The 24,495-nt window shown below is 41.6% G+C and carries 26 protein-coding genes; 13 read left to right on the top strand and 13 right to left on the bottom strand.

The genetic code is table 11. The annotated features are described in order from the left end of the window. Window positions 1–126 precede the first annotated feature (126 nt). The gene (locus PR761_RS04165; protein WP_154611057.1) at window positions 127–681 is read left to right on the top strand and encodes a TorD/DmsD family molecular chaperone; all 555 of its coding nucleotides are present in this window, start codon (window positions 127–129) and stop codon (window positions 679–681) included. A gap of 75 nt (window positions 682–756) precedes the next feature. On the opposite strand, the gene PR761_RS04160 is transcribed toward PR761_RS04165, so the two are convergent. The 5 genes from PR761_RS04160 to mdtH form a co-directional block, all read right to left on the bottom strand. Further along, window positions 757–1,779, bottom strand: a complete 1,023-nt coding sequence (locus tag PR761_RS04160; protein ID WP_115164270.1) for a type II toxin-antitoxin system HipA family toxin — start codon at window positions 1,777–1,779, stop codon at window positions 757–759. After that, window positions 1,772–2,086 carry a HipA N-terminal domain-containing protein gene (locus tag PR761_RS04155; RefSeq protein WP_006813160.1) on the bottom strand — a complete coding sequence of 105 codons (315 nt, stop codon included), beginning with the start codon at window positions 2,084–2,086 and terminating at the stop codon, window positions 1,772–1,774. Before PR761_RS04155 ends, PR761_RS04160 begins: the two co-directional genes overlap by 8 nt. Then, the gene (locus PR761_RS04150; protein ID WP_006813159.1) at window positions 2,071–2,316 is read right to left on the bottom strand and encodes a hypothetical protein; all 246 of its coding nucleotides are present in this window, start codon (window positions 2,314–2,316) and stop codon (window positions 2,071–2,073) included. Before PR761_RS04150 ends, PR761_RS04155 begins: the two co-directional genes overlap by 16 nt. 252 nt (window positions 2,317–2,568) lie before the next feature. After that, window positions 2,569–3,129 carry a lipoprotein gene (locus tag PR761_RS04145; RefSeq protein WP_006813158.1) on the bottom strand — a complete coding sequence of 187 codons (561 nt, stop codon included), beginning with the start codon at window positions 3,127–3,129 and terminating at the stop codon, window positions 2,569–2,571. 39 nt (window positions 3,130–3,168) lie between these two features. Continuing rightward, complete coding sequence (gene mdtH, locus PR761_RS04140) at window positions 3,169–4,374, bottom strand: multidrug efflux MFS transporter MdtH (RefSeq protein WP_006813157.1); 1,206 nt, start codon at window positions 4,372–4,374, stop codon at window positions 3,169–3,171. Between the two features lie 455 nt (window positions 4,375–4,829). On the opposite strand from mdtH, the gene PR761_RS04135 reads away from it, so the two are divergent. From PR761_RS04135 to murJ, 4 genes are all read left to right on the top strand, one after another. Further along, window positions 4,830–7,067, top strand: a complete 2,238-nt coding sequence (locus PR761_RS04135) for a lipase family protein (RefSeq protein ID WP_006813156.1) — start codon at window positions 4,830–4,832, stop codon at window positions 7,065–7,067. After that, window positions 7,048–7,824 (top strand): hypothetical protein, encoded by a 777-nt coding sequence (locus tag PR761_RS04130; RefSeq protein WP_006813155.1) that lies wholly within the window; start codon window positions 7,048–7,050, stop codon window positions 7,822–7,824. The genes PR761_RS04135 and PR761_RS04130 overlap by 20 nt, the downstream gene beginning before the upstream one ends. 527 nt (window positions 7,825–8,351) lie before the next feature. After that, a complete protein-coding gene (gene rimJ / locus PR761_RS04125) occupies window positions 8,352–8,939 on the top strand; it encodes a ribosomal protein S5-alanine N-acetyltransferase (RefSeq protein WP_006813154.1) in 588 nt (195 codons plus the stop codon). Between the two features lie 80 nt (window positions 8,940–9,019). Beyond that, window positions 9,020–10,558, top strand: a complete 1,539-nt coding sequence (murJ, locus tag PR761_RS04120; RefSeq protein ID WP_039854108.1) for a murein biosynthesis integral membrane protein MurJ — start codon at window positions 9,020–9,022, stop codon at window positions 10,556–10,558. 46 nt (window positions 10,559–10,604) lie between these two features. On the opposite strand, the gene amtB is transcribed toward murJ, so the two are convergent. From amtB to argS, 3 genes are all read right to left on the bottom strand, one after another. Further along, complete coding sequence (gene amtB, locus PR761_RS04115; RefSeq protein WP_006813152.1) at window positions 10,605–11,897, bottom strand: ammonium transporter AmtB; 1,293 nt, start codon at window positions 11,895–11,897, stop codon at window positions 10,605–10,607. 13 nt (window positions 11,898–11,910) lie between these two features. Next, window positions 11,911–12,249: a P-II family nitrogen regulator gene (gene glnK / locus PR761_RS04110; protein ID WP_006813151.1), complete on the bottom strand. Its 339-nt coding sequence runs from the start codon at window positions 12,247–12,249 to the stop codon at window positions 11,911–11,913. A 246-nt stretch (window positions 12,250–12,495) separates the two neighbouring features. After that, a complete protein-coding gene (argS, locus tag PR761_RS04105) occupies window positions 12,496–14,226 on the bottom strand; it encodes an arginine--tRNA ligase (RefSeq protein WP_006813149.1) in 1,731 nt (576 codons plus the stop codon). A gap of 199 nt (window positions 14,227–14,425) precedes the next feature. Here argS and PR761_RS04100 point away from each other — a divergent pair, with 199 nt between their 5' ends. The 3 genes from PR761_RS04100 to PR761_RS04090 all read left to right on the top strand — a co-directional run bounded on the left by PR761_RS04100 (window position 14,426) and on the right by PR761_RS04090 (window position 16,493). Next, on the top strand, window positions 14,426–14,980 hold the full coding sequence (locus tag PR761_RS04100) for a VOC family protein (protein WP_112836692.1): 555 nt from the start codon (window positions 14,426–14,428) through the stop codon (window positions 14,978–14,980). Between the two features lie 182 nt (window positions 14,981–15,162). Further along, entirely contained in the window at window positions 15,163–15,924 is a 762-nt protein-coding gene (cutC, locus tag PR761_RS04095) for a copper homeostasis protein CutC (protein ID WP_112836694.1), read from the top strand. A 140-nt stretch (window positions 15,925–16,064) separates the two neighbouring features. Further along, window positions 16,065–16,493 carry a hypothetical protein gene (locus PR761_RS04090; protein ID WP_112836696.1) on the top strand — a complete coding sequence of 143 codons (429 nt, stop codon included), beginning with the start codon at window positions 16,065–16,067 and terminating at the stop codon, window positions 16,491–16,493. An 80-nt stretch (window positions 16,494–16,573) separates the two neighbouring features. On the opposite strand, the gene cmoB is transcribed toward PR761_RS04090, so the two are convergent. The 5 genes from cmoB to PR761_RS04065 form a co-directional block, all read right to left on the bottom strand. After that, the gene (gene cmoB, locus PR761_RS04085; RefSeq protein WP_112836698.1) at window positions 16,574–17,545 is read right to left on the bottom strand and encodes a tRNA 5-methoxyuridine(34)/uridine 5-oxyacetic acid(34) synthase CmoB; all 972 of its coding nucleotides are present in this window, start codon (window positions 17,543–17,545) and stop codon (window positions 16,574–16,576) included. Then, window positions 17,542–18,297 (bottom strand): carboxy-S-adenosyl-L-methionine synthase CmoA, encoded by a 756-nt coding sequence (cmoA, locus tag PR761_RS04080; RefSeq protein WP_006813144.1) that lies wholly within the window; start codon window positions 18,295–18,297, stop codon window positions 17,542–17,544. Before cmoA ends, cmoB begins: the two co-directional genes overlap by 4 nt. 91 nt (window positions 18,298–18,388) lie before the next feature. After that, entirely contained in the window at window positions 18,389–18,787 is a 399-nt protein-coding gene (locus PR761_RS04075) for an MAPEG family protein (RefSeq protein ID WP_006813143.1), read from the bottom strand. A 150-nt stretch (window positions 18,788–18,937) separates the two neighbouring features. Continuing rightward, a complete protein-coding gene (locus PR761_RS04070) occupies window positions 18,938–19,342 on the bottom strand; it encodes an NUDIX hydrolase (protein ID WP_126436788.1) in 405 nt (134 codons plus the stop codon). Window positions 19,343–19,397: 55 nt separating this feature from the next. Continuing rightward, complete coding sequence (locus PR761_RS04065) at window positions 19,398–19,733, bottom strand: DUF4377 domain-containing protein (protein WP_006813141.1); 336 nt, start codon at window positions 19,731–19,733, stop codon at window positions 19,398–19,400. Window positions 19,734–20,039: 306 nt separating this feature from the next. Here PR761_RS04065 and aspS point away from each other — a divergent pair, with 306 nt between their 5' ends. From aspS to ruvA, 5 genes are all read left to right on the top strand, one after another. Continuing rightward, on the top strand, window positions 20,040–21,809 hold the full coding sequence (aspS, locus tag PR761_RS04060) for an aspartate--tRNA ligase (RefSeq protein ID WP_112836702.1): 1,770 nt from the start codon (window positions 20,040–20,042) through the stop codon (window positions 21,807–21,809). Then, window positions 21,809–22,240, top strand: coding sequence for a dihydroneopterin triphosphate diphosphatase (gene nudB / locus PR761_RS04055; RefSeq protein WP_126460137.1), 432 nt, complete (start codon window positions 21,809–21,811; stop codon window positions 22,238–22,240). Before aspS ends, nudB begins: the two co-directional genes overlap by 1 nt. Window positions 22,241–22,269: 29 nt before the next feature. Continuing rightward, on the top strand, window positions 22,270–23,013 hold the full coding sequence (locus tag PR761_RS04050; RefSeq protein WP_006813138.1) for a YebC/PmpR family DNA-binding transcriptional regulator: 744 nt from the start codon (window positions 22,270–22,272) through the stop codon (window positions 23,011–23,013). A gap of 236 nt (window positions 23,014–23,249) precedes the next feature. Further along, window positions 23,250–23,771 carry a crossover junction endodeoxyribonuclease RuvC gene (gene ruvC, locus PR761_RS04045; RefSeq protein ID WP_036948281.1) on the top strand — a complete coding sequence of 174 codons (522 nt, stop codon included), beginning with the start codon at window positions 23,250–23,252 and terminating at the stop codon, window positions 23,769–23,771. A 100-nt stretch (window positions 23,772–23,871) separates the two neighbouring features. Next, window positions 23,872–24,489: a Holliday junction branch migration protein RuvA gene (ruvA, locus tag PR761_RS04040; protein WP_006813136.1), complete on the top strand. Its 618-nt coding sequence runs from the start codon at window positions 23,872–23,874 to the stop codon at window positions 24,487–24,489. Window positions 24,490–24,495: the final 6 nt, after the last annotated feature.

The following is a 24,495-nucleotide window of genomic DNA, read 5'->3' as shown; positions in this document are numbered from 1 at the left end:
ATTCCTACTATCCCATCTAGTGCTAATCAGGCTTCAGTGAGTGGTTTTCTGTTTTTTCAGGTATACTGCATCCCATAATGATCACGAAAAAGTGATTGCAGAAAAATCGCAAACAGGAAGAAACTCATGAACGAATTCTCAATCGTCTGTCGCATTTTAGGTACGTTATTCCAGCGTTCTCCAGACGATGCTCTTGTGAAACCATTGCTTGATATCATTGCGCAAGACAAGCTGAAGGCGTCTTGGCCTCTTGAACAGGATGATCAGTGGGAGAAAATGGCAAAGGCGGTCGATATCAAAGCTATTACGGCGGATTACCAAAGCATGTTTGGTAGTGAACTAACGGTTCCTCCATTCGCTCATCGTTATGATGAAGAGATCACCGAAGCGGAAATTCGTGAATTTCTCACCTCAAGAGGCATGCCCTTAACAGATGCACCAACGGATACTTTTGGGGCATTATTATTAGCGACTTCTTGGTTAGAAGACCAAGCCGCAGAGGATGAAACAGCCGCACAAACTGAACTACTCGATAGCTATATTTTACCTTGGTACGGTTCATTCCTTGGTAAAGTTGAAGCTCATGCCACAACGCCGTTTTATCGTATTTTAGCGCAAATTACGCGAGATGCAGTGATAGCATTACGTGATGAGTTAGAGTCTGAGGGCGATAGTGAATAAGTGACAGTGTCACTTAATTACTGTCCCATAAAATAGCTTAATAATATGGGTTGCTTTATATCTGTTTTTTAGAGTTTAAAAACGCATAATGCCCAGTAATGTCATTCTTCGTGAGATGTATTTTATAATTGCTAGTTTATCAACGTCAGGTAAATGGCTTTCAGTATAAGTATCGGTGATTAATTGGTGACTTTTAATCACTCTCAATAGTAATTTTTTAGCCAATTCGTTACGAATCCCTATACCTTGAGCAAGTAGAATAAAATCAGCCCCAGTATATTCTCCATACTGTGAATTAAGGCCAGGAGCAATATCAGAGTCATTCTCTTCTAGTTCAAGTAGTGGCAATGCTAAATATTCAGTAAATACAGATGGGTAAGGGACGATGCTCACAAAATCATAGATTGGTGCTAAAGAAGGTTTTTTATTTTGTGGAAGTAAAATGCTGATATTTCGAAGATGATAATCATTGTTGCCTAGTACATAAGCATAAATAATTCGAAGGAATAAATCTCGCTTACTTGCCAACGAGTCATCCACATTTTCAATAATAAACTTAGCGGCTTTTTCATAACTCACCGATTTAGTTCCATCAACATTACCATATTTGTCATTGATTCCCATTGCACCATCTAGCTGTTCTTGATGTAGCTTTTGGACATCATTACCCAAGCGGTCATAACGTTGAATGATAAACGCAAATTCTTTAGGCTTATCAAGGGAGCTTTGGAAAGGAATTAAACCAAAGGGAGGTGTAGGAAACTTTAGTCGCTTCATTACGGTCATTGTGGCATGCTCGTTTTCAGCGAGAAATGGGTAAGCTTCGGGGGAAGGTTTTAGGATGAATGTCCCTTTGTTATTAGCAACATATAATGAGCCATTTTCTAGACGTAAGGATAGTTTGGGCTGAAAGCCTGAAATACTCATTCCAGTTTGGTTTGCTGGTTGATCTTGAATAAACTGGCTACGAGTGAAAGGGAGCTCAAGAGTGAGGCTATTTTTGCCAAAAAGTTCGTTAATCCCTGCTTGAGAATAGCCGAATTCAAGTTCTTCGTTATTAAGCTTTTTAAGATTAATTAGGCAGTGTTTTTCATTCATGAGCGATCTCTTTAAATGTGATAGCACCTAATAAATCATTGCCATTTTGTATGAGCATACCAAATAAATCGTTGGGATCGATTTTTTGCAATTCGGAATAACGTTTTTTTAACCACCCTTCAGGTGCTAGCCCCTTAAAAAATGGATGTAATTCATCACATAAATAAGGTTCACTCCTGACGCCCATGCTTAAAGATACACTTTGACCATCATAATGTTGGTAGTATTGAAATGAGTAGCCATTAGTAACTTCAGCTAAGATACCAACAGGAATATTGTAAAGCCAAACTTCTACCTTTCGAGACATAATTCAAAACCTAATTCTTTAAGTAATAAATGTAAGTTTATTGCTTTGGTTGATAATGGATTTGCTACAATGCGTTTAAATGTTGCAATAGATACCCCAATCTGTAGCGCCATCTCTTCATAGGTAATTCTCTGTTTTTTTAGCTCTTGACTAATCAATTGGCTAAATTCACTTTGTTGAATTTGAGTTAGGTAGATAGTTTGCTTATCGTTGTTAGAGTGTGGTTTCATAATGTTATCAAGGTTCACTTTTGATACTTTTTTAGGGATAACGCATTTTTTTCATGCATAATAGTCTGAGTGTAGATCAAAAGTATCATAGTTGATACTTTTGTTTGTTATTTATACGCACTGTTATATTTAGAGGCTATAGAGGTGATTAAAGTATCAAAAATGACACTTTTTAGTTTGGAGAAAAAAGCAACCTGTAGCGAAGGTTGCTTTTTTATTTTTAGATTTATCAATCAAAAATATTTATGGTCACTAATCGACCATTGGGATAACCAGCTTTCCGGGCTTAATTTCTAATCCTTTGGCTAGCTTTTTAGCCGTAGCTTCAGCCGCACTGTTTTCAGGATTCAAAACATAGACGGGTTGATGCTCGAAGAAGGTTTCTAGAGAGCTATTTAAATAAGGAATGACGGCAGAGATAGCTGTATCCATATTTTGAGGTGTAATCGTATATTTGGTAATTTTAAGCTCTTTCAGATAGATAGAGCCAGAACTTACATCAAAAACAGGACGTGCGGTTAACGTCAACGCAATCTTTGCATCAGCAGCGCCAATGAATGAATTCAGTTTCACATTAGACTCGCCATTTAGGGTGATAATTCCTGGCTCACTACGTCCAATCTCAGTGGTTAAGTTACTTAATGTGATATCCGCATCAGCAACGCCGGAGACACCAATATTGTTTTCATATTTTACTTTGCTAGCTAAATAGCTATTAATTTGCGATTCGCTAATCGTAAACTCGGTTAATTTGTCACAACCCGTAAGAATAAATAAAAATCCAAATAGAGATGCCAATAAAATATTTTTCATAACCACTCCTTCATACAGTAATGGTGCAAGTGTAGCGTATTACTGTCCGCTCAACATGACTGTTTCAATTTTTTTACGATTAAACTGCTTATGAAGGGCCCATAAAGTGATGAATCCGATGATGCCAAGAAGGAACCAAGGTAATTGCGGCATATTCCACTGGTGCCCGATGTCATACATCCAGCCACCACCCGTGTAACCAACTGCACCACCGAGGGCTAATCCTAGACGGCTAAAGCCCATATAGCTGCCTCGGGCTCTCGGGTCAGCCAGTGATGCACTCAAGGTTTCTCGGGCTGGATCGGCGGTAACCGTGCCTAAATAAAATAGGCAGATTAAAGCAAATAACATATTCACTGAGGTTGTCATGCCAATCGGGAACATGCTGAGGCTCATCAGAAATAACCCCGCCATAAGACGTTGTTCTAAGCGGAAATGTTTTTCACTCCAGCGGGCAATAGGGTAGAGCAAAGTCAAAGAAATAGCGGCTTCTATGGCATACATCCACTTCACGGCTGCGGGGCTGCCTGCTAGTTCATTGACCACAATAGGGAACATTAACATCACTTGTACCGACAACATAAAATAGCCGGAAAGGGTGATCACGTAGGTAACGAAGCGCTTATCTTTTAATACGCGGCTCATTCCTTCACGAATTGGCGTTCTTACCGTAGAAATTCGGTATGCAGGAAGCAACCAAGCATTACAAATAGCCGTAATAATGAAAACACATGCACCAGCCCAACACACGTAATGGAAATCATATTGTAGTAACCAGCTACCAATAAGTGCGCCAATAACTGCGCCAGCGCTATCTTGCATCAATAGCAGGGAATAAAAACGGCCCCGCTCATAAGGGCGAGTAAGCTTAATGACTAATGCGGTTCGTGGTGGGTCAAATAAGGTTCCACCTAATGCTGAAAGTACACAGGATAGCCATAACACCCAAGGGTCATAGGCTAATGCCATCAAAACGAAACCAGCAGCACGCAATAACATACCAATGACTATCATGGGCTTAGCGCCGAAACGGTCAGCGATTGCTCCGCCAAAGATGCCTAAACCTTGTTGGACTAATTGTCTAAGGCCAAGCGCAAAGCCAACGACGACCGCAGCCCAACCAAGTTGGTCGACAAAGCGAATAGAGATCAGTGGAAAAACGACGAAAAAGCCTAGAACAACCAACATATTGTCTAGTAAAAGAAAGTATTTGCCGAGGCTTCTAGCCCGTGACACCTGCGCCATGCGACACCATCAAAAAAGTAGTAACGGAAGGAGTGATTCTTTATTAATAGTATCAGGGAATTAGGTGGTGTGTATGATGATATTTTTTTATCGATATCTTCTTCATATTTCAAACCACAGCGTTGTTGGCTACATTCCTGAATCCTAGTCACATACTTATGTATGCTCCTAGGAATTCACTCATTTTGCCGCCTAGCTGTGATATTGAACTATTTTGAAGATAAAACTTCTCCATATTTCAAACCACAGCGTTGTTGGCTACATTCCTGAATCCTAGTCACATACTTATGTATGCTCCTAGGAATTCACTCATTTTGCCGCCTAGCTGTGATATGAACTATTAAATTCAATTGATAATTAATTCTTCAGCATTCTCAATAATGGAAACATTTCCTTGTCAATATCGCTTAGGGGATCAAGAATGGCGATTTAATCGAGTTGGTAAAGGATAAGATATGGCACAAGGATTTTTTTTACGTGTAGGCGATAAAACAACGTGCGGTGGACAAATTTTAACGGGTGACCAGTCCATGCAATGGTATGGGGTTGCAGGGGCTCGAGAAGGTGATTTAGTCAGCTGTGGTAAGCACTCCGGGTCATATCGAATTCTCGGTGGCGTTAATAATATGTGGCTGGAGGATAGAAAACATGCTGGGTCATTAGAAAGTTTTAGCTCTTGCCCCTGCAAAGCTCGCTTTATACCATCTATTCCTGATAATTATGTGCCATCTAATGGTAATGAATCGTCAGCCTATTCTGAATATCAAAATAACACTAAAGACAATGACGATAGTGATGAACTGACGCATTGGATTGAATGTCTCCTTGTTGATGAACAGGGGAAGCCTTTAGTGGAAATGCCTTACACGTTGAAAGTGGGCAATGATATCGTTAGACACGGTGTAACAAGTGCTAATGGCTATTTTCGGCAAGAAAAATTGCCTCGCACTCGCGCAACACTAACCGCTTCCGCCCAAACGCTCACCGATGAAATGGAAAATCGCCTATTACGAACGTTGAGGGGGGAAGCGCATTCCCTCGTCAAACTGCAGGCAGAAGCTAATGGTTATCACTATCGTTACGCTGTGATTGGTGAGTTATGTGACAAAGCGCCGGATATTGTACGATGGGAGCAAGCGAAATTTGGGCTGCCATATTACCACTTTCCAAAGGAAGATGAATTTAATGGATTAGCATTTAATAATGTGCATTTTAATCAATGTAATGTGATTGAAGTTTGTCCTTTTAGGGCGTGGTCTTTAGTGCTTAACCATACGCCAGATTATGATATGGTCAATGCGTATAATTTAGGGTTAATGTCATTGCTAGTGTATAAAAATGAGGTCATGGTTGACCCCGATGAAGTCGAGGATATGCGTGAATTTATCCAGACACAGGATACGACGACGTCATTTTTCTATCAGCAGTGTTTTGATTTATCCCAAGCCCCCGAAATTAATGATGCTTCAGTTTATCCTGCGATTGTTACCGACGTACCGTTTGGCGCCCGTTATCGCCCGGCTATTTTTTTAGACGTTCAACAAGCCGATGGGGTTGATAAATTCGAGCATGACACGCAAATGTTTTTTGTGGAAAACAATACCCAAATTATTGCCGCATGGCGAGGTACTGCTAGTGCGAGAGATGCACTTACCGATGGAACCTATCGACCTATTCCTTGCCCAGAAAATATTATTTCCGCCGGAAAAGCGAAAGTGCATAAAGGGTTTTTAGAAGGATATCAGTGTATTGAAAAATACTTTCCAACTAAGATTACTGATGTTAAAAATAAGTCTGCAAATAAACAATTATTTATTACCGGACACAGTTTAGGAGGGGCTTTAGCCTTATTACATGCCTCAGAGCTAAGAAATAATAATCCTCTCCTTTATACGTATGGTAGCCCGCGTGTTTTTACCGGCAGCGGCGTTAAAGCGTTATCATCACTCAATCATTTCCGCCATGTTAATGATGCCGATACGGTCACCAGTGTCCCATTTGATACCAATATGGACAATTGGTTATTTGACGCTTATGGACTACTCGGCACGATTTTTGGGTTTAGCTGGACATTAGCAACATTGCCCACAATTCCATTGCAAAAAACGCTTCCCGATATTGGTGAAGTTTACTATCACCATGGTAATACGGTGAGTTTTTTTGAGGCCAGACAAATTGGTGACGAACAATTGCGTAGCCATACTGGCGCAACACTAGGTCATAAACGCTGGCGTATGAATGGGAGTTATAAGTTTTATTTGGTGCCTAGCCTAGCTAATACCTTAGATAAGGGACTGGAAAAAGAACAACAATCTTATGTGCAATCAATCAAAGGGGATACGGATATCATCAATGAAATTTTTCCGCAGTGGAACAACCCAACATTAGATACGATTGTCACCATGGCGACAGACCATTTTATGGGTATTAAGTATCAAGCAATCATTAATAACCAATTGCTCAGTGCATTAGCACCTTTAAAAACACCAATATTGGTCACATCCAGACAACGATTTAGTCAGTTAATCCATCATGAGGATGCTTACAAACTGAATGCTCAACGAAATATGACATTTATTGAACTCGAGAATGTTTTACATAATAGCTTGGCAAAAAATGTCAATCAAAATGAAGCAGTAATACAGGCATTGCTGCGATACAAGGAGAGTACCCATGAAATTTCTTTATCTTAAAACGGCGTTAGTTTCATTATTTAGTCTGTTGATTTTACAGGGATGCGCGAAAAGCCGCTCATTTTCACCGCCATTACATGGAGAGAGTGTTCATTTTGCTGCCACCGTTCCCAATGCATTAGAGGTTTTGCCCATTTCAGCAACTTATCGCTCTAAAATTTGTCGTAAGGAGCGAAGAAACGCTAATGGAGGATCGTACACTATCCCTGGAGTTCATCGAGCTATGTATCCGCTATCAATAGGGCAGCCAAATCAAGTAAAAGTCAGTATTCCTGAATTGGGTGGAGGTCAATGTGATTGGAAACTGAGTAATATAAAGTTTGAAGTGAAACTCAAAGACCCCTCTAAAATAGACCCTTTAATTACTGAAAATTTTGGTGTGGAAGCTACATTCGTATTTGATAATAATGCACCTCAAGTTTTTGATGGTGGGTATGAGAAGAAATCAGGAAATATTAATGAAACATTAATTTTATTTCCTTTAATTAGCGAATTTTTTTTAAATGGATATGTTAAACAATTTAGATTAATAGCAAAAAATGAAACCATAACTTATAAAGTAAAAAATGCGAAAAATATTAATATATTTGTAGATTATAAATCTAGTATGACCAGTTATTTTATTGGTGTGAAAAAGAAAGAGAATGATAAAATGGCAACGCTTATCTATCCTAATGGCAAAAAAGAGTACACCAGAGAAATTTTTCCAGACTACAAAAAACTGCTCGAAATATCAGAATCAAACAATATGAAATAATATATTACTCTCGCTATTTTTACGTCGATAAGCGTCATTTACTATGTTAAACGGGCTAGTTATATTGAAAATAGCCCGTATATTACAATTAAAAATAGTCATATCTGAGACAAATATAGGGATTGGGTGAGCTAATTCATCATGAGAATGCTTACAAACTGAATTCCAATCGAAACACGCACTGTTGCGTTATAGGGAGAGTATCAGTGAAATTTCCGCGTCTTAAATCAGCGCCGTCATTCCAACTGCATTGGAAGCCTTGCCCATTTCTGTCATGTATCGTTTTAAAATTTGTCGTATACAGTTTCTGAGCACGAATCACGCATCAATCAGTCAAACCCCAGCGTTGTTGGCTACATTCCTGAATCCTAGTCACATGCTGATGTATGCTCCTAGATACTTATTTATATTAATCGTCCAAAAAATAACTCAATTACGCTGAGAATTGAATTAGTTAAGCGATAAATTTGAGTTATACTTTAGGCTTCGAAAGTGGCGATATTATTAAATATAGATTAAGGGCTACGATGTTTGGTTATCGTTCAAATGAACCCAAAGTGCGTCTAATTACTGACCGAATGATTATCCGCTTAGCCTATGAGCGTGATAATTATCGACTCGCAGATTATTACATATTAAATAAAGACTTTTTGACGCCATGGGAGCCAACCCGCGACAATTCCCACTTTAACCCCTCAGGATGGAACAATCGACTGCATGCGATGAGCGAAATGCATCGCCAAGGTAGTGCATTTCATTTTCTACTACTCGATAAAGATGAGAATGAAGTTATTGGCGTCGCTAATTTCAGTAATATCTTGCGAGGGTCATTCCATGCCTGCTATCTAGGTTATTCATTGGGTGAAAAATGGCAGGGGCAAGGACTGATGTATGAGGGATTAACCCAAACCATTCGTTATATGCAAAAGCATCAAGGAATGCACCGTATTATGGCGAATTATATGCCTCATAATTTACGCAGTGGAAACCTACTCACTCGCCTTGGTTTTGAACGAGAAGGGTATGCAAAACAGTTTTTGCAAATTAACGGGGAATGGCGGGATCATGTCTTAACCGCGTTGACGGACGATACTTGGAAGCCGACCAAAGCCTAAAAACATTTACCTATCAATCGTAGTCAGTCAGGCTATCCGCTGCTAAACTGCTACGATTGTTTTCTTCTAGTCTAATTATCATGAATTTATTGAAATCCTTAGCCGCGATAAGCTCCATGACTATGATGTCTCGGGTGCTGGGCTTTATCCGCGATGCTATTATTGCCCGAGTATTTGGGGCTGGCGCTTCTGCTGATGCCTTCTTTGTGGCGTTTAAACTCCCTAATTTATTGCGTCGGATTTTTGCTGAGGGGGCTTTTTCTCAAGCCTTTGTTCCCATTTTAGCGGAATATAAAAATCAGCAAGGTGAAGAGGCGACTCGCACGTTTATTGCCTATATTTCAGGGATGCTGACGCTTGCACTCGCGATAGTGACTATCGCTGGGATGCTGGCAGCACCATGGGTGATTTATGTCACTGCACCAGGCTTTACTGATGATGCTGATAAATTTGCGTTAACCACCAATTTATTGCGTGTCACTTTCCCTTATATTTTCTTGATATCATTAGCTTCTCTTGCTGGTGCGATTCTGAATACATGGAACCGTTTCTCTGTTCCCGCATTTGCACCAACGCTATTAAATGTCAGCATGATTTTATTTGCTGCATTTGCTGCTCCATATTTCGATCCTCCGATTATGTCCTTGGCTTGGGCGGTATTAGTTGGCGGACTTTTACAGTTGGTTTATCAACTTCCTCATTTAAAAAAAATTGGCATGCTGGTTTTACCGCGCCTATCTTTCCGTGACAGTGGCGTATGGCGTGTGATGAGAATGATGGGGCCGGCCATTATTGGGGTATCTGTCGCACAAATTTCTTTGATTATTAATACGATTTTCGCCTCTTTTCTTCAATCGGGCTCAGTTTCGTGGATGTATTATGCTGACCGCTTGATGGAGCTCCCATCAGGGGTTTTAGGGGTTGCTCTCGGGACGATTTTATTGCCATCCCTTGCCAAAAGTTTTACTAGCGGTAATCACCAAGAGTATCGTCATTTAATGGATTGGGGATTGCGTTTGTGCTTATTGCTGGCTTTACCATGTGCGGTAGGATTGGCGATTTTATCTGAAGCCTTGACGGTATCTCTGTTCCAATACGGTAATTTTACCGCTCACGATTCATTAATGACGCAATATGCTTTAATGGCGTATTGCGTAGGCTTGACGGGAATGATTTTAGTGAAAATTTTGGCACCTGGTTTTTATTCTCGCCAAAATATTCGAACCCCAGTAAAAATTGCTATTGTGACCTTAATACTGACTCAGCTAATGAACTTAGCGTTTATTGGACCTCTGCAACATGCCGGTTTGGCCTTATCAATAGGTGTGGCAGCCTGTTTCAATGCGGGAGTGCTTTATTGGCAGCTACGCAAACAAGATATTTTCCAACCTTTAGCGGGATGGAAAGGTTTTATTTTTAAATTACTGATTGCGGTTGTTGTTATGGCTGCGGTGTTATTCGGTGTCTTGCACTTTATGCCTGATTGGCAACAAGGTAATATGCTGATGCGTATGTTGCGTTTAATGGGCGTTGTCATCGTTGGGGCTGGTAGTTATTTTATTGCCTTATATTTATTAGGTTTCCGTCCCCGTGATTTTATGAAACGTAGCATCGCGTAATTGATAAACAATCAAACTCCCCCCTCAATAGAGGGGGAGTAGACAACTACTGGTGATAAGCACTTTCACCATGGGACGTTAAATCCAAGCCATCGCATTCCTCTTCAGGGGAAACACGTAATCCCACCAATTTATCCGCCAATTTGAAGGCAATATAGGCCACAACACCCGACCAGATAATGGTAACCACGACGCTAAATAACTGAATAGAGACTTGATGGAGTAAAGTAACGCCTTCTTTATACCCGAGACCGCCGAGTAAAGCAGAAGTAAAGACTCCAGTTAGTAGGCAGCCAATGATGCCACAAGTTCCGTGAATACCAAAAACATCACAAACGTCATCTGCTTTTAACCAACGTTTTAATGTTACCACTCCCCACAGACCTACCACTCCACCCACGACGCCAATAACAAGCGCACCTATCGGACCTACCGTACCTGCTGCTGGTGTGATAGCGACGAGACCGGATATACAGCCTGAGCAACTACCTAACATAGAAGGCTTCCCACGAACAACCCATTCAGTGAATGTCCACGACAATATTGCACCCGCGGTAGCAATTACGGTATTGATCAAGGCTAGTGCAGCAATATTATTGGCACTACCTGCTGAGCCTGCGTTGAAACCAAACCAGCCCACATACAGCACCGCAGTGCCCATAAAGACCATCGGTAAGTTATGGGGTTTTAAGACTATTTGGCTATAATCGCTTCGTTTGCCTAGCAGATAAGCACCCACCAAAGCCGCGACGGCTGCATTGATGTGGACAACGGTTCCTCCTGCGAAGTCGATAGCGCCGTCATTAGCTAACCAGCCACCTTCGCCCCATACCATATGTGCGATAGGCACGTAGGAAAAGGTAAACCAAATTACCGTAAAGATCAGCAAGGCAGAGAAGCGAATACGTTCACCTAGCGCACCCACGATCAGTGCTACGGTGATCACCGCAAATGAACCTTGGAAGGCGACATGAATATATTGGCTGATCGAGCCAGATAAGTCCTCTAACGACATCGAATTTAGTAAAGTCAGTGAACCACCGCCAAAAAATTTATTGCCAGCGGTGAACGCTAAACTATAACCAAATAGCAGCCATAGAATGATCACGATACTGAAAATAAGCATCACTTGGGTAATCAATGACAATACGTTTTTGCTACGTAATAGCCCGCCATAAAATAGGGCAATTCCGGGGATGGTCATAAAGAAAACCAAAACGGTACAGATTAGCATAAAGGCGTTATCGGCTTTATCCGCGATGACTAGCTCAGAGGCATATGCGGGTAACGCGAAGCTGCTAATAGCTAAGAGTACAAAACTTAACAATCGTCGTTTCATGTTATTTTCTCCCTTATAGAGCGTCTTCGCCAGATTCGCCAGTGCGAATACGGACTGCTTGTAATAATTCGAACACAAACAATTTTCCATCGCCGACTTTGCCTGTTTCGGCTGTATTGGTAATTGCCTCTAGTACGGGCTCAAGTTGGTCGTCGCTAATGGCTAGCTCTATTTTGACTTTAGGCAGAAAATTCACTTCATACTCTGCACCTCGATAAAGTTCAGCATGACCTTTTTGCCTACCATAGCCTTTGACTTCACAGATAGTCATTCCCTGAATACCGAGCTCAGAGAGTGATTCTCGAACATCTTCTAACTTAAATGGCTTAATGATTGCGATAATGTACTTCATAAATCCCCCTGTCTTTTTGTAAAGGCAAAGAGATCAAAGCAAAAGGCGTGCCAAATGTTAATGTCTTGTTATGGCACGAAATAGCGGCGATAAGTGGTCAATTATGTGATGTATCTCACCAAATTAGTGCAATAAACAGCGTGGTTTTTCTTGATGGTGCAAAACAGTGCAGCATGAGGATGGGGTTCAGATGTAAAAAGCCCACTAAAAAAGTGGGCTAATAAGTAGGATGGGAAGAGCAAAAAATTACATTCTTTCGACTGTTTCGATACCTAACGTATCCAAACCTACTTTTAAAGTTTTCTGTGTCAGTAATGCTAGTTTCAGGCGGCTTTGGCGCTGAGCATCATTATCTGCGGACAGAATAGGGCAATGTTCATAGAAGCTAGAGAATAGACCAGCTAAGTCATATAGGTAAGCACACATTACATGTGGGGTACCATCACGGGCTACGGTTAGAATAGTTTCTTCAAACTGCATTAAACGGGTTGCTAGCACGATTTCGTGTGGTGCTTCAAGAACGATTGGCAGGGTTAAATCTGCTTCAGTAATATTCGCTTTTTTGAAGATGGAGGCAACGCGGGTATAGGCATATTGCATATACGGTGCAGTGTTACCTTCAAAGGCGAGCATATTATCCCAATCGAAAATATAGTCTGTCGTCCGGTTTTTAGACAGATCCGCATACTTCACTGCACCAATCCCAACGACATTCGCCAGATTCAATAATTCATCTTCTGGCATGTCAGGATTCTTTTCGCGGATCAGTGTTTGCGCTCGTTCAACTGCTTCATCCAACAAATCAGACAGACGAACAGTACCACCAGAACGCGTTTTGAATGGTTTGCCATCTTTACCTAACATCATGCCAAACATATGGTGCTCAAGCGCCATTGATTCTGGGATGTAACCGGCTTTACGGACGATGGTCCAAGCTTGCATTAAATGTTGATGCTGGCGGGAGTCGATATAATACAGGGAACGATCCGCATGCAGCGTTTCATAACGGTATTTAGCGCAGGCAATATCCGTTGTGGTATAAAGGTAACCGCCATCTTTTTTCTGGACGATAACTCCCATCGGTTCGCCTTCCTTGTTTTTAAATTCATCAAGGAAAACAACGGTAGCACCTTCACTTTCAACGGCTAAACCTTTCGCTTTAAGATCAGCAACAATTCCCGGTAGCATGCTGTTATACAGGCTTTCACCCATCACATCATCTTCAGTTAATGTGACATTTAAGCGGTGATAAGTTTCTTGGTTTTGTTGCATGGTGATGTCGACCAATTTACGCCACATTTTACGGCAGTATTCATCACCAGATTGTAATTTCACTACATAGCCGCGAGCGCGGACGGCGAAATCTTCATCTTCATCATAATGTTTTTTTGCTTCACGGTAGAACGCTTCGAGATCAGCCAGTGCCATATCGCTAGCATCTTCATTCTGGACTTTCTCTAGGTAAGCAATCAGCATACCGAACTGCGTACCCCAGTCACCAACGTGGTTAGCACGGATAACTTTATGGCCTAAAAACTCTTGGGTACGTGCGGCAGCATCACCAATAATGGTCGAGCGTAGGTGGCCGACATGCATCTGTTTTGCAACGTTCGGTGCAGAGTAATCAATGACGATAGTTTCTGGCTTAACTGGCGCGATACCTAGACGATCACTGGTCAACGCTTGCTCTGCATATGTAGCAACCCAAGTCGGGTCGATAAAAATATTGATGAAACCGGGACCGGCGATTTCAACTTTCGTTGCAATACCTTCAAGATCTAAATGGCTAACAATTTGCTCGGCCAGTTGTCGGGGAGGCATACCCATTTTTTTCGCTGCGCCCATCACACCATTGGCCTGATAGTCACCGAATTGCGCTTTAGCTGATTGACGCACAAGGGCATCACAGCCTTCTGGAGCTCCCGCTGCTAGCATTGCAGCACTCACTTTATCTGAAAGAATAGCCTGAATATTCACCGGATTACCTTAAATAACGAACATAGTTACCACATTGTGCCATCACATGCGCTGAACTAAAAGGTGGAAGAGAAAAATCGGCTGGTTTTATACCATATTTTGGGGGAGTCGTGCTACAGTCGGGGGAGTTTGTTTTCTTTTATTATTATCATTTCACTTGTTCTTAATGAGACAAATGATTTTGGCAGAGTAATTTTTAATGTTAGATTTCGATAAAATTCCCCAGTTGCAAGATCTTCAGCAGGACCTTCCACATTTTGAACGCAAGCTAACCAGTATGGCTCAAGCGTTAAATCTCTCTTTAACCGATTATTGCATCGATCATATTTCCGTACGTTGTCACCACATTGCAACCGCAGAACGTTGGCATGAAGGGCTCTTGCAATGCGCAGAGTTACTTTCGGATAATCTTATCAATGGGCGCCCAATCCGTTTATATGATTTGAAAAAGCCAATTCAAGTGGCGGGGCAGGATGTTTTTATTATCGAGTTACCATTTCCAAAGGATAAAATCTATCCCCAAGAGAGTTGGGAGCATATTGAAATGGTGATTGAGGTTGAGCCGGAAGTGTTAGAAAAAACAGCGCGATCTCTACTGCCGGAACCTTTGCCAGAAGGTTATTATTGTAAAGTCAGCCAGCCTAAAGGTCAGCAAGAAAGACTACCTAATCCTACATTAGCAGTGACAAATAACCTAATTACTATCAAATATCACCCATTTTCCCTTAGAAACATCGTTGAAAGCGAAAAATAAGTGATGGAATTAACGTTATTGATAATTACTTTTCGTTAACTCACCTACGGTGTGATGTTGCGCAGATAACATTTAACAAAAAGTGGCATATTAGCTGAATCGTTAATCGTAGAGTTATTTTTTGTAGTGACATTATTGGGTATTTTTAAGGAAGTGATCCTTACCACATTTTGGAGGTCTTCATGGCAAAACTGGAAATTTGCTGTTTTGGAATAGAGTGCGCACAAGTGGCTCAAGAATATGGTGCTGACCGTATTGAACTTTGCTCTGGAGCCGCAGATGGCGGGCTCACGCCGAGTTATGGATATTTAAAACTGGCTAGAGAAAAATTGCATATTCCAGTTCACCCGATCATCCGTCCTCGTGGCGGGGATTTTTGCTATAACATGAGCGAGTTCGATGCAATTCGCGAAGATTTGCTGATGATCAAGCAGATGGGGTTTCCCGGTGCGGTGATCGGATTGCTAGACCCTGAAGGGCGTATTGATATCGGAAGGATGCAGATCCTCATGGAAATTGCTGAAGGCATGGAAATCACGTTCCATCGTGCATTTGATATGTGCATTAATCCGTTACTCGCATTAGAGCAACTGAAAAACTTGGGCGTTGCACGTATTTTAACGTCAGGTCAGCAGCAAAGCGCTGAATTGGGTTTACCGCTATTGAAAGAGTTGCATGAAAAAAGCCGTGAAATTAATGGTCCCATTATTATGGCTGGAGCAGGGGTTCGCTTAGCGAATTTGACCAAGTTTATGGAGATTGGTTTAACCGAAGTGCATAGCTCGGCAGGAAAAACTGTACCATCGAGTATGAACTACCGCAAAGTAGGTGTCACAATGGCATCAAATAGTGAAAGTGATGAGTTTACGCATTATTGTGTGGATGGGTTGACGGTTGAAGCGATGAAAGGCTTTATTTCGATTACGGAAAAAGTATCGGCTTAAAAGGTAAATTCAGAATAGGACTGGCTGAATTTACAATAGAGAGCGTTAAAATTGAGGAAGGCTAAATTGTCTCCCTCATTTTTAAGACTATTTCGTTATTAGTCGATAAAAATACCGCAGTAAATTTTAAGGAAAAAATTATGTTGAAGAAAATTGTGTTAGCAACCTCCCTCTTTTTTATAACCACATCGACATTTGCTTTTTCACTAGCAGAAAAAGAAAAACACCAAAAAATTGAAACTGAAGTGGCTGCACAGGTTGAATTCGTCAATAAAATATGTGGGTCAAAAATTCAAGCCAGTTTTGATTGGGCAACGTTTTCAAAAGAACAGCTAGAAACTATAGGTATTGATGGTTATAGCAATGAAATGCTAAAGGGCATTACAAAGGTGTGTGAACGTTCAGAGTTAGCAAAACAATCGGTGAGCGAAAAAATTAAAAATATTACTTACTCATATGCGCAGCCTAGAGCCATTGAATTGAAAGAGGGAACGTTATATTTAGGTATTGATTTTGATGCAGCAAATGATGCGAAAGCAGTAGAAGAATATTTATTGAATAATTTGTAGTGAATTGTAGTGAATTGTAGTGAAAATCAAAAAAACGCCCATAATATTGGGCGTTCTCGTTTTTACGCTAATCCCTCAAATTAAGGTTTTTTCGCAATTAATATCGCTCTTAATGGTGCAGGATAACCTTCAATGGTTTTTGTTCCATCATTAGGATCTAAAAACTCAGCTAAAGACTCTGTTTTCATCCAGTCAGTACGGCGTTGTTCTTCTAATGAGGTCACCGCTTGGTCAACGATACGTACATCCACAAAACCACATTTCTCTAGCCAAACTTTTAGCATTTTAGCGGATGGAATAAAGTAAACATTGCGCATCTGGGCATAGCGGTCACCGGGGATCAAACATTGAAATTCATCACCTTCAACGACCAAGCTCTCTAACACTAATTCGCCTTCACTCACTAACTGATCTTTTAATTGATATAAATGGTCGAGTGGCGAACGGCGATGGTACAGAACTCCCATCGAAAAGACCGTATCAAAGGCTTTTAATGCAGGTAATTGCTCAATTCCTAAAGGTAACAAATGGGCGCGTTGATTATCGCCTAACAGTTTTCTTACGGCTTCAAATTGGCATAAAAACAGTTCTGTCGGGTCAATCCCCACCACAAATTCAGCCTGTTCACCGAGCATGCGCCACATATGGTAACCACTTCCACAGCCCACATCTAATACATAGCGGCCTTTAAGTGGCGAAATATGTGGCAGAACACGATCCCATTTCCAATCTGATCGCCATTCAGTATCGATATTCACGCCATACAGGGAAAATGGGCCTTTACGCCATGGTTTTAGCTGACCCAAAATATTATTTAGGCAGCGAGTTTCGCCGGAGGTTAGCTCAGGATCACGGGTTGCGGTAACACTGTTTTTTAAATCTAAATGGGTCGGGGTCATTGCTGGAAGGTTATCGAGCATTTTTTCCCATGAAGAGAACCCACCGTGCAGGCCTTGTTTTTTCCATTCAGCGAGTTGTGAAGGCAAGGTTTCTAGCCAGTGACTTAAAGGACCGATAGCAATTTGTTGATAGAAACGACCGAAATCTATCATGATTGACTCTCTTTTAACGCTAATAACGAACCAAAATTAAAACATTGGAACCAAACTTCACAATGGGCAAAACCAGCGCGCTTCAGACGGGCTTTGTGGGCTTCGACAGAGTCTGTCAGCATCACATTTTCCAACATACTGCGTTTTTGGCTAATTTCTAATTCGCTGTAGCCATTTGCCCGTTTAAAATCATGGTGCATATTGAACAGTAACTCGCCAATTTGTTGGTCTTCAAAATTAAATTTCTCCGAGAGAACTAAAATCCCACCCGGTAATAAACCTTGATAAATTTTAGCCAGCAACTGCTCGCGATCATCAGGATTCAAAAACTGTAATGTGAAGTTAAGGATAACCATTGACGCATTTTCAATATGAATATCGCGAATATCACCTTCGATTACATCCACGGGAGTTTGTGCTTTGTAAGCATCAATATGGCGGCGGCAGCGCTCGACCATAGCGGGGGAGTTATCGACAGAGATAATCTTACAGTTATCTACAGAAATATTGCGGCGTACCGATAAGGTTGCGGCACCGAGGGAACACCCGAGATCATAAACGTGACTATTGGGTGTGACAAAACGATCCGCAAGCATCCCAATCATGGTGATGATATTGGAGTAACCCGGTACAGAACGCTGGATCATATCGGGGAAGACTTCAGCCACTTTTTCATCAAAACTCCAATCACCTAAATTGGCAATTGGTGCAGAGAAAAGGCTATCTTTATGGTTTGGATCCTGACTTGACATATGATTTGTATTAAATAAGTAAAACAAAAGTAGTGGCGGATTGTAGCAGAAATCATCATGACCTGAAAACCAATCCGCACTGAGGGGAAAATTAAAGGGTAAAAGAGATCATTTGGACCCAAGGAAGATAGTAAGCATTGGCAATAATCATTAATGCCATTGAAAGATAAGTTCCAATCATGCCCATTCGACGATAGCTAACATCGTGGTTTTTAAGGCCATAAGAGTGCAGTAAACGACCAGCAATCAGAATAATGCCACACACATGGATCATCCAGACTTGCGCGCCATTCATCTCCATCAGTAGCAATAAAATAAGTGAGATTGGGATGTATTCAATGGCATTGCCATGTACCCGGATGGCTGTCTGCAATTCGTAAAAACCACCATCACCATAAGCCACACGGTACTGTGTCCGTAGCTTTACTACATTTAAAGATAATCTTAATAGCAGTAAGGCACCTAGTACAGCGTATAAGGAGCTGACCATTTTTTACACCATCCTCAAACATTTCAAAAAGTGAAAATGACTGAACATGTCGGTTATCGTAATGGATATAAATGACATTTCTTAAATTCTAAAACCTAATAGGTAAATCTACAAATGAAAATATGTATTTGCTTATTGTTTATCAGCGAATTATTCAATCAAACCATCGTTCTTTAACTGCGTTAAAATGGTTACCGCTGTTGATGAACAGCGTGAAAAATCTTGAGTTCCTAACCAAGCCAATTCAGCGATTTCAGCCGCGGGCTGAGGAGCACCTTGATAGTCGGCAAAATAGCAACGAATACGCACTTGAGTGCCATCTTGCTTACCATCGGCTAGCCCAGTGAATTCGCCATAAAAACGTAATGTTTCGGGGAGTAATACCAGCATCAATTCTTCATCAATTTCACGACAAAGTGCCTGTTGGTCGGTTTCATTTTGCTCACGTTTACCGCCCGGAATATAAAACAGGGTTTTATTGTGAGACCGCACCATAGCAACTTTACCGCCAGATAGCGTAATCAATCCTAATTTATCAATAATTTTAGCGTTCATAATCAATACCTTGCGATGGTCGTAAAAGAGCAGGTGCTGAACACCTGCTTATAGACTATTTTTTCTCGATGATTTTGACCAATTCATAGCGAACGCTAGGTGCATCTGCGGGAGGGTTTGGTACATCAAACTGTTGAACTTCTAGGACGTAATTATAGCCTGGCTCATAAGTGAAACCTTGAATAGAACCATAAAAATATTGCCAATCATCAGCAGGTTTTTCTTTCACTTTCATGCATTTCATTGGTGCAACGCCGACACAATCAGCAAGAGATGAGTCCACATAAAATGTTTTATTGTTGGTAGTAGGCTTCATTGTGTTGGTTGAGGCTCCAGTTTGGCATCCTGCAAGCAGAAAGATGACCGATGACGCGAGTAGCAGTTTTTTCATATAATTTCCTTTGGTTTCAGGCGATAAATGTCTGAATCGGAATAATTATAGCAAAGAGGACAGGGTAATAACTCCGAAAGAGGATAATAATTTAATAATCATTAAAATTTGATAATAAAAATTGATGTGGCCTATTTTATTGGATCATTTTCGCGGTTAAGCTACATAGCCAACTGTTTGTCTAGCAGAATTTCCTGTATAATGTCTGCCTTTTTTGACATTCTGAATTTTCAGCTAAATGTTCAGCAAAATGCCAAATTCCCGCAGCAAGCAAAAGCACAACAAGCTGAGTAAAAAGGATATTGTATGCGTACTAATTATTGTGGGCAGTTAAACATTGCTCATGAAGGCCAGAAGGTCACTCTTTGTGGATGGGTAAACCGCCGTCGTGACTTGGGTGGTTTGATTTTTATCGATATGCGTGACCGTGAAGGTATCGTTCAGGTTTTCTTCGATCCAGAGCGTAAAGACATATTTGAAAAAGCTTCAGAACTGCGTAATGAGTTCTGTATCCAAATCACAGGTACTGTACGCGCTCGCCCAGATAGCCAGAAAAATAAAGATATGGCGACGGGTGAAATTGAAGTCTTTGCTGAAGATCTGTTTGTCTTTAACAAATCCGAACCTCTGCCGTTAGATAGCAACCAAACCAATACGGAAGAGCGTCGTTTAAAATATCGCTATTTAGATTTACGTCGTCCTGACATGTCTGAACGGCTGCGTACTCGTGCGAAAATCACCAGTTTTGTTCGTAACTTTATGGACAACGAAGGTTTCCTGGATGTTGAAACGCCAATGCTGACTAAAGCGACACCAGAAGGTGCTCGTGACTACTTAGTACCAAGCCGTGTGCATAAAGGTAAATTTTATGCGCTGCCACAATCACCACAGCTGTTCAAACAGTTGCTGATGATGTCGGGTGTTGACCGTTATTATCAAATCGTAAAATGCTTCCGAGATGAAGATTTACGTGCTGACCGCCAACCTGAATTCACCCAGATCGATGTGGAAACTTCATTCATGAGCGCGGAACAAGTTCGCGAAGTGATGGAGCGCATGATCCGCAATTTGTGGCTTGAAGTGAAAGGTGTAGATCTAGGCAACTTCCCAATCATGACCTTTGCTGAAGCAATGCGCCGTTACGGTTCAGATAAACCTGACCTGCGTAACCCAATGGAACTGGTTGATGTTGCGGATATCGTGAAAAATGTCGAGTTCGCCGTGTTCTCTGGTCCAGCTAATGATCCTAAAGGTCGTGTTGCTGCCCTGAAAGTGCCGGGCGGTGCTGCAATGACCCGTAAACAAATTGATGAATACGGTAGCTTTGTTGGCATCTACGGCGCGAAAGGCTTAGCGTGGATGAAAGTTAACGAGCGTGCGAAAGGTTTAGAAGGTATTCAAAGCCCAGTTGCTAAGTTCCTTAGTTTAGACGTTATTGAGCAACTGCTGGAGCGTACAGGTGCCGCTGATGGCGATATCATTCTGTTTGGTGCCGGTGCGAAAAATGTGGTGACTGACTCAATGGGTGCACTCCGCTTGAAAGTTGGACGTGATTTCGAACTGACCAACTTGAATAGCTGGCAGCCTCTGTGGGTTATCGATTTCCCAATGTTTGAAGAAAACGGTGAAGGCGGCTTAACCGCAATGCACCACCCATTCACTTCACCAAAAGATTTATCACCTGAAGATCTGGCAAAAAATCCAGAAGATGCAGTGGCAAATGCCTATGATATGGTAATCAATGGTTATGAAGTCGGTGGGGGATCTGTACGTATTCACCGTGGTGAAATGCAGCAAACTGTCTTTGGGATTTTAGGTATTACTGAAGAAGAACAACGTGAGAAGTTCGGCTTCCTGTTAGATGCTCTGAAATATGGTACACCGCCACATGCTGGTTTAGCATTCGGTCTTGACCGCTTAGTTATGTTGTTAACAGGAACAGATAACATCCGTGATGTTATTGCATTCCCTAAAACAACCGCTGCGGCATGTTTAATGACCAATGCACCAAGTCATGCAAATCCTGATTCATTAACTGAACTGGCTATCGCTGTTGTGGCGAAAGAAGAAGAGTAATGAAAAATTATAAGCGCCCAGAATCTGTGTTAGTCATTATTGTGGCTGAAAATAGTGGGCGGGTGCTTATGATGCGGCGTAAAGACGACCCTGACTTTTGGCAATCTGTTACCGGAAGTCAGGAAGTTAATGAAAATACTTTTGATACAGCGCTTCGCGAAATTAAAGAAGAGACGGGTTTTGACCCGCAACCGAATCAGTTACATGATTTGTCGAAAAGTATCATTTTTGAAATTTTCCCGCATTTCAGGCATCGTTATGCACCCGATGTGACTCATTGTACAGAGCACTGGTTTAAATTGGTGCTCACTGATGAACAAACGCCATTGCTGACTGAACACACTGAATTTCGTTGGTTATCGCCGCAGCAAGCGGCTGATTTGACGAAGTCGTGGAGCAACAGCCAGGCTATTCTAGAATTTGCTGTTTAATTATTTATTGACGTTTTTGGAGATATTTCATGGCAGGTCATAGTAAATGGGCCAACACCAAACACCGTAAAGCGGCACAAGATGCTAAACGCGGTAAAATTTTCACTAAAATTATTCGTGAGCTGGTTACTGCTGCGCGTTTAGGCGGCGGAGACCCAGCAACTAACCCTCGTTTGCGTGCTGCTATCGATAAAGCATTATCTAACAACATGACTCGCGACACTTTAAACCGTGCTATCGCGCGTGGTGTGGGTAATGATGACAACGATAATATGGAAACCATCATTTATGAGGGTTACGGTCCAGGCGGCACCGCCGTGATGGTTGAATGTTTAAGTGACAACCGTAACCGTACTGTATCTGAAGTGCGTCATGCCTTCACCAAAACAGGTGGTAACTTGGGGACTGATGGTTCCGTTTCTTATCTGTTCACCAAGCGTGGTGTTATCACTTACGCACCGGGTGTTGATGAAGATGCGCTGATGGAAGCAGCACTTGAAGCTGGTGCTGACGACGTTGAAACGTATGATGATGGTGCAATTGATGTTTACACCACTTTTGAAACGTTCGGTGCTGTTAAAGACGCATTAGATGCTGCTGGTTTCACTAGCGAAGCCGCTGAAGTTTCTATGATCCCATCGATTACGGCAGAACTTGATGTTGAAACGGCACCAAAATTAATGCGCCTGATCGACATGTTAGAAGATTCAGATGATGTGCAAGAAGTTTATCACAACGGTGATATCTCTGATGAAGTTGCTGAGCAACTGTAATTAAGACGATGTCTGCGTAGAGAAAGCAGGCTGACCCCAGCCTGTTTTCTCTAACGCCTCTCAATCCTCATTTTCTCTTTTATTTGCTATAGTTATTGGTAGCAATGGTCCCTATTCGTTCGTTTTTCCTCCCGCGGTGTGGTTAACATCTGCTATCTCTCAAGATTGGATTGTGGTGAAAATTAGATGGGGATAAGATGATATGAATATTAATGAAGGACAATTATAGGTTTTATATGGCGATTATTCTGGGTATTGACCCTGGTTCACGGATCACAGGGTACGGTGTTATTCGCCAGCAAGGTAGGCAGCTACTGTATTTGGGGAGTGGGTGTATTCGTACTCAAGTTGATGATTTACCAAGCCGTCTGCAACGTATTTATGCGGGAGTCTCGGAAATTATCACCCAGTACCAACCGGATGTTTTATCTATCGAACAAGTTTTTATGGCAAAAAATGCGGATTCTGCATTGAAACTGGGGCAAGCTCGTGGGGTTGCCATTGTTGCTGCGGCTAATCAAAATATCCCGGTGTTTGAATATGCTGCACGTCAAGTAAAGCAGACAGTAGTGGGAACGGGAGCTGCGGAGAAAAGCCAAGTTCAGCACATGGTTAAATCGATTCTAAAATTATCAGCGAGTCCACAAGCTGATGCGGCAGACGCATTAGCGATTGCCATCACTCATTGCCATTTTAATCAAAACTTATTGAAGGTTGGGGATCCTCGCCTCGTATTGACCCGCGGAAGATTAAGATGAAGACTGGATATGCATCCAGCTTTTTTTGTGGTATAAACAGCGTTATGAAAAAACGAGATTTATTCATCTCGGTTCAGTCATTTAATTTGAGGGTATCAACGTGATTGGTCGTCTACGTGGCATCGTATTAGAAAAGCAACCTCCCATTGTTTTATTAGAACTTCAAGGTGTTGGTTATGAAGTTCATATGCCAATGACCTGTTTCTATGAATTACCCGACATTGGTCAAGAAGCGATTGTTTTTACGCATTTTGTCGTGAGAGAAGATGCCCAGCTTCTGTATGGCTTTAATGACAAACAAGAGCGCGCACTATTTAAAGAATTAATTAAGGTCAATGGCGTTGGCCCCAAACTGGCATTAGCCATTTTATCCGGTATGTCTGCTCAGCAATTTGTATCGGCGATTGAGCAGGAAGCTATTTCCTCATTAGTTAAATTACCGGGTATTGGTAAGAAAACGGCTGAACGTTTAGTTGTTGAAATGAAAGATCGTTTCAAAGGATTAAATGGTGACTTGTTCAACCCTATAAGTGACATTGATTTGCCAAGCGTGAAGAGCAAAGGTCCAAGCCAAGCTGATATTGAAGCGGAAGCCGCAGCAGCATTAATTGCTCTGGGTTATAAACCGCAAGAGGCTAGCCGAATGGTGAGTAAAGTTGCTAAACCAGATAGTGATTCCGAAACCCTGATCCGTGACGCCTTACGCGCAGCACTTTGATTGAGA

Origin of the sequence: Providencia sp. PROV210, from assembly GCF_028479445.1 — a bacterium.
Classification (GTDB): domain Bacteria; phylum Pseudomonadota; class Gammaproteobacteria; order Enterobacterales; family Enterobacteriaceae; genus Providencia; species Providencia rustigianii.
This window is presented reverse-complemented; position numbering and strand designations above follow the sequence as displayed.

Excerpts from the sequence above, each read along its gene's own strand:
- PR761_RS04070 (WP_126436788.1), bottom strand. The coding sequence starts at position 19,342 with ATGAACGCTAAAATTATTGATAAATTAGGATTGATTACGCTATCTGGC.
- PR761_RS04065 (WP_006813141.1), bottom strand. The coding sequence starts at position 19,733 with ATGAAAAAACTGCTACTCGCGTCATCGGTCATCTTTCTGCTTGCAGGA.
- cmoA (WP_006813144.1), bottom strand. The coding sequence starts at position 18,297 with ATGTCAAGTCAGGATCCAAACCATAAAGATAGCCTTTTCTCTGCACCA.
- nudB (WP_126460137.1), top strand. The coding sequence starts at position 21,809 with ATGAAAAATTATAAGCGCCCAGAATCTGTGTTAGTCATTATTGTGGCT.
- murJ (WP_039854108.1), top strand. The coding sequence starts at position 9,020 with ATGAATTTATTGAAATCCTTAGCCGCGATAAGCTCCATGACTATGATG.
- PR761_RS04050 (WP_006813138.1), top strand. The coding sequence starts at position 22,270 with ATGGCAGGTCATAGTAAATGGGCCAACACCAAACACCGTAAAGCGGCA.
- PR761_RS04135 (WP_006813156.1), top strand. The coding sequence starts at position 4,830 with ATGGCACAAGGATTTTTTTTACGTGTAGGCGATAAAACAACGTGCGGT.
- PR761_RS04155 (WP_006813160.1), bottom strand. The coding sequence starts at position 2,086 with ATGTCTCGAAAGGTAGAAGTTTGGCTTTACAATATTCCTGTTGGTATC.
- glnK (WP_006813151.1), bottom strand. The coding sequence starts at position 12,249 with ATGAAGTACATTATCGCAATCATTAAGCCATTTAAGTTAGAAGATGTT.
- rimJ (WP_006813154.1), top strand. The coding sequence starts at position 8,352 with ATGTTTGGTTATCGTTCAAATGAACCCAAAGTGCGTCTAATTACTGAC.
- ruvC (WP_036948281.1), top strand. The coding sequence starts at position 23,250 with ATGGCGATTATTCTGGGTATTGACCCTGGTTCACGGATCACAGGGTAC.
- PR761_RS04130 (WP_006813155.1), top strand. The coding sequence starts at position 7,048 with ATGAAATTTCTTTATCTTAAAACGGCGTTAGTTTCATTATTTAGTCTG.
- PR761_RS04100 (WP_112836692.1), top strand. The coding sequence starts at position 14,426 with ATGTTAGATTTCGATAAAATTCCCCAGTTGCAAGATCTTCAGCAGGAC.
- mdtH (WP_006813157.1), bottom strand. The coding sequence starts at position 4,374 with ATGGCGCAGGTGTCACGGGCTAGAAGCCTCGGCAAATACTTTCTTTTA.
- PR761_RS04075 (WP_006813143.1), bottom strand. The coding sequence starts at position 18,787 with ATGGTCAGCTCCTTATACGCTGTACTAGGTGCCTTACTGCTATTAAGA.
- PR761_RS04160 (WP_115164270.1), bottom strand. The coding sequence starts at position 1,779 with ATGAATGAAAAACACTGCCTAATTAATCTTAAAAAGCTTAATAACGAA.
- PR761_RS04165 (WP_154611057.1), top strand. The coding sequence starts at position 127 with ATGAACGAATTCTCAATCGTCTGTCGCATTTTAGGTACGTTATTCCAG.
- PR761_RS04090 (WP_112836696.1), top strand. The coding sequence starts at position 16,065 with ATGTTGAAGAAAATTGTGTTAGCAACCTCCCTCTTTTTTATAACCACA.
- aspS (WP_112836702.1), top strand. The coding sequence starts at position 20,040 with ATGCGTACTAATTATTGTGGGCAGTTAAACATTGCTCATGAAGGCCAG.
- amtB (WP_006813152.1), bottom strand. The coding sequence starts at position 11,897 with ATGAAACGACGATTGTTAAGTTTTGTACTCTTAGCTATTAGCAGCTTC.
- PR761_RS04150 (WP_006813159.1), bottom strand. The coding sequence starts at position 2,316 with ATGAAACCACACTCTAACAACGATAAGCAAACTATCTACCTAACTCAA.
- PR761_RS04145 (WP_006813158.1), bottom strand. The coding sequence starts at position 3,129 with ATGAAAAATATTTTATTGGCATCTCTATTTGGATTTTTATTTATTCTT.
- cutC (WP_112836694.1), top strand. The coding sequence starts at position 15,163 with ATGGCAAAACTGGAAATTTGCTGTTTTGGAATAGAGTGCGCACAAGTG.
- cmoB (WP_112836698.1), bottom strand. The coding sequence starts at position 17,545 with ATGATAGATTTCGGTCGTTTCTATCAACAAATTGCTATCGGTCCTTTA.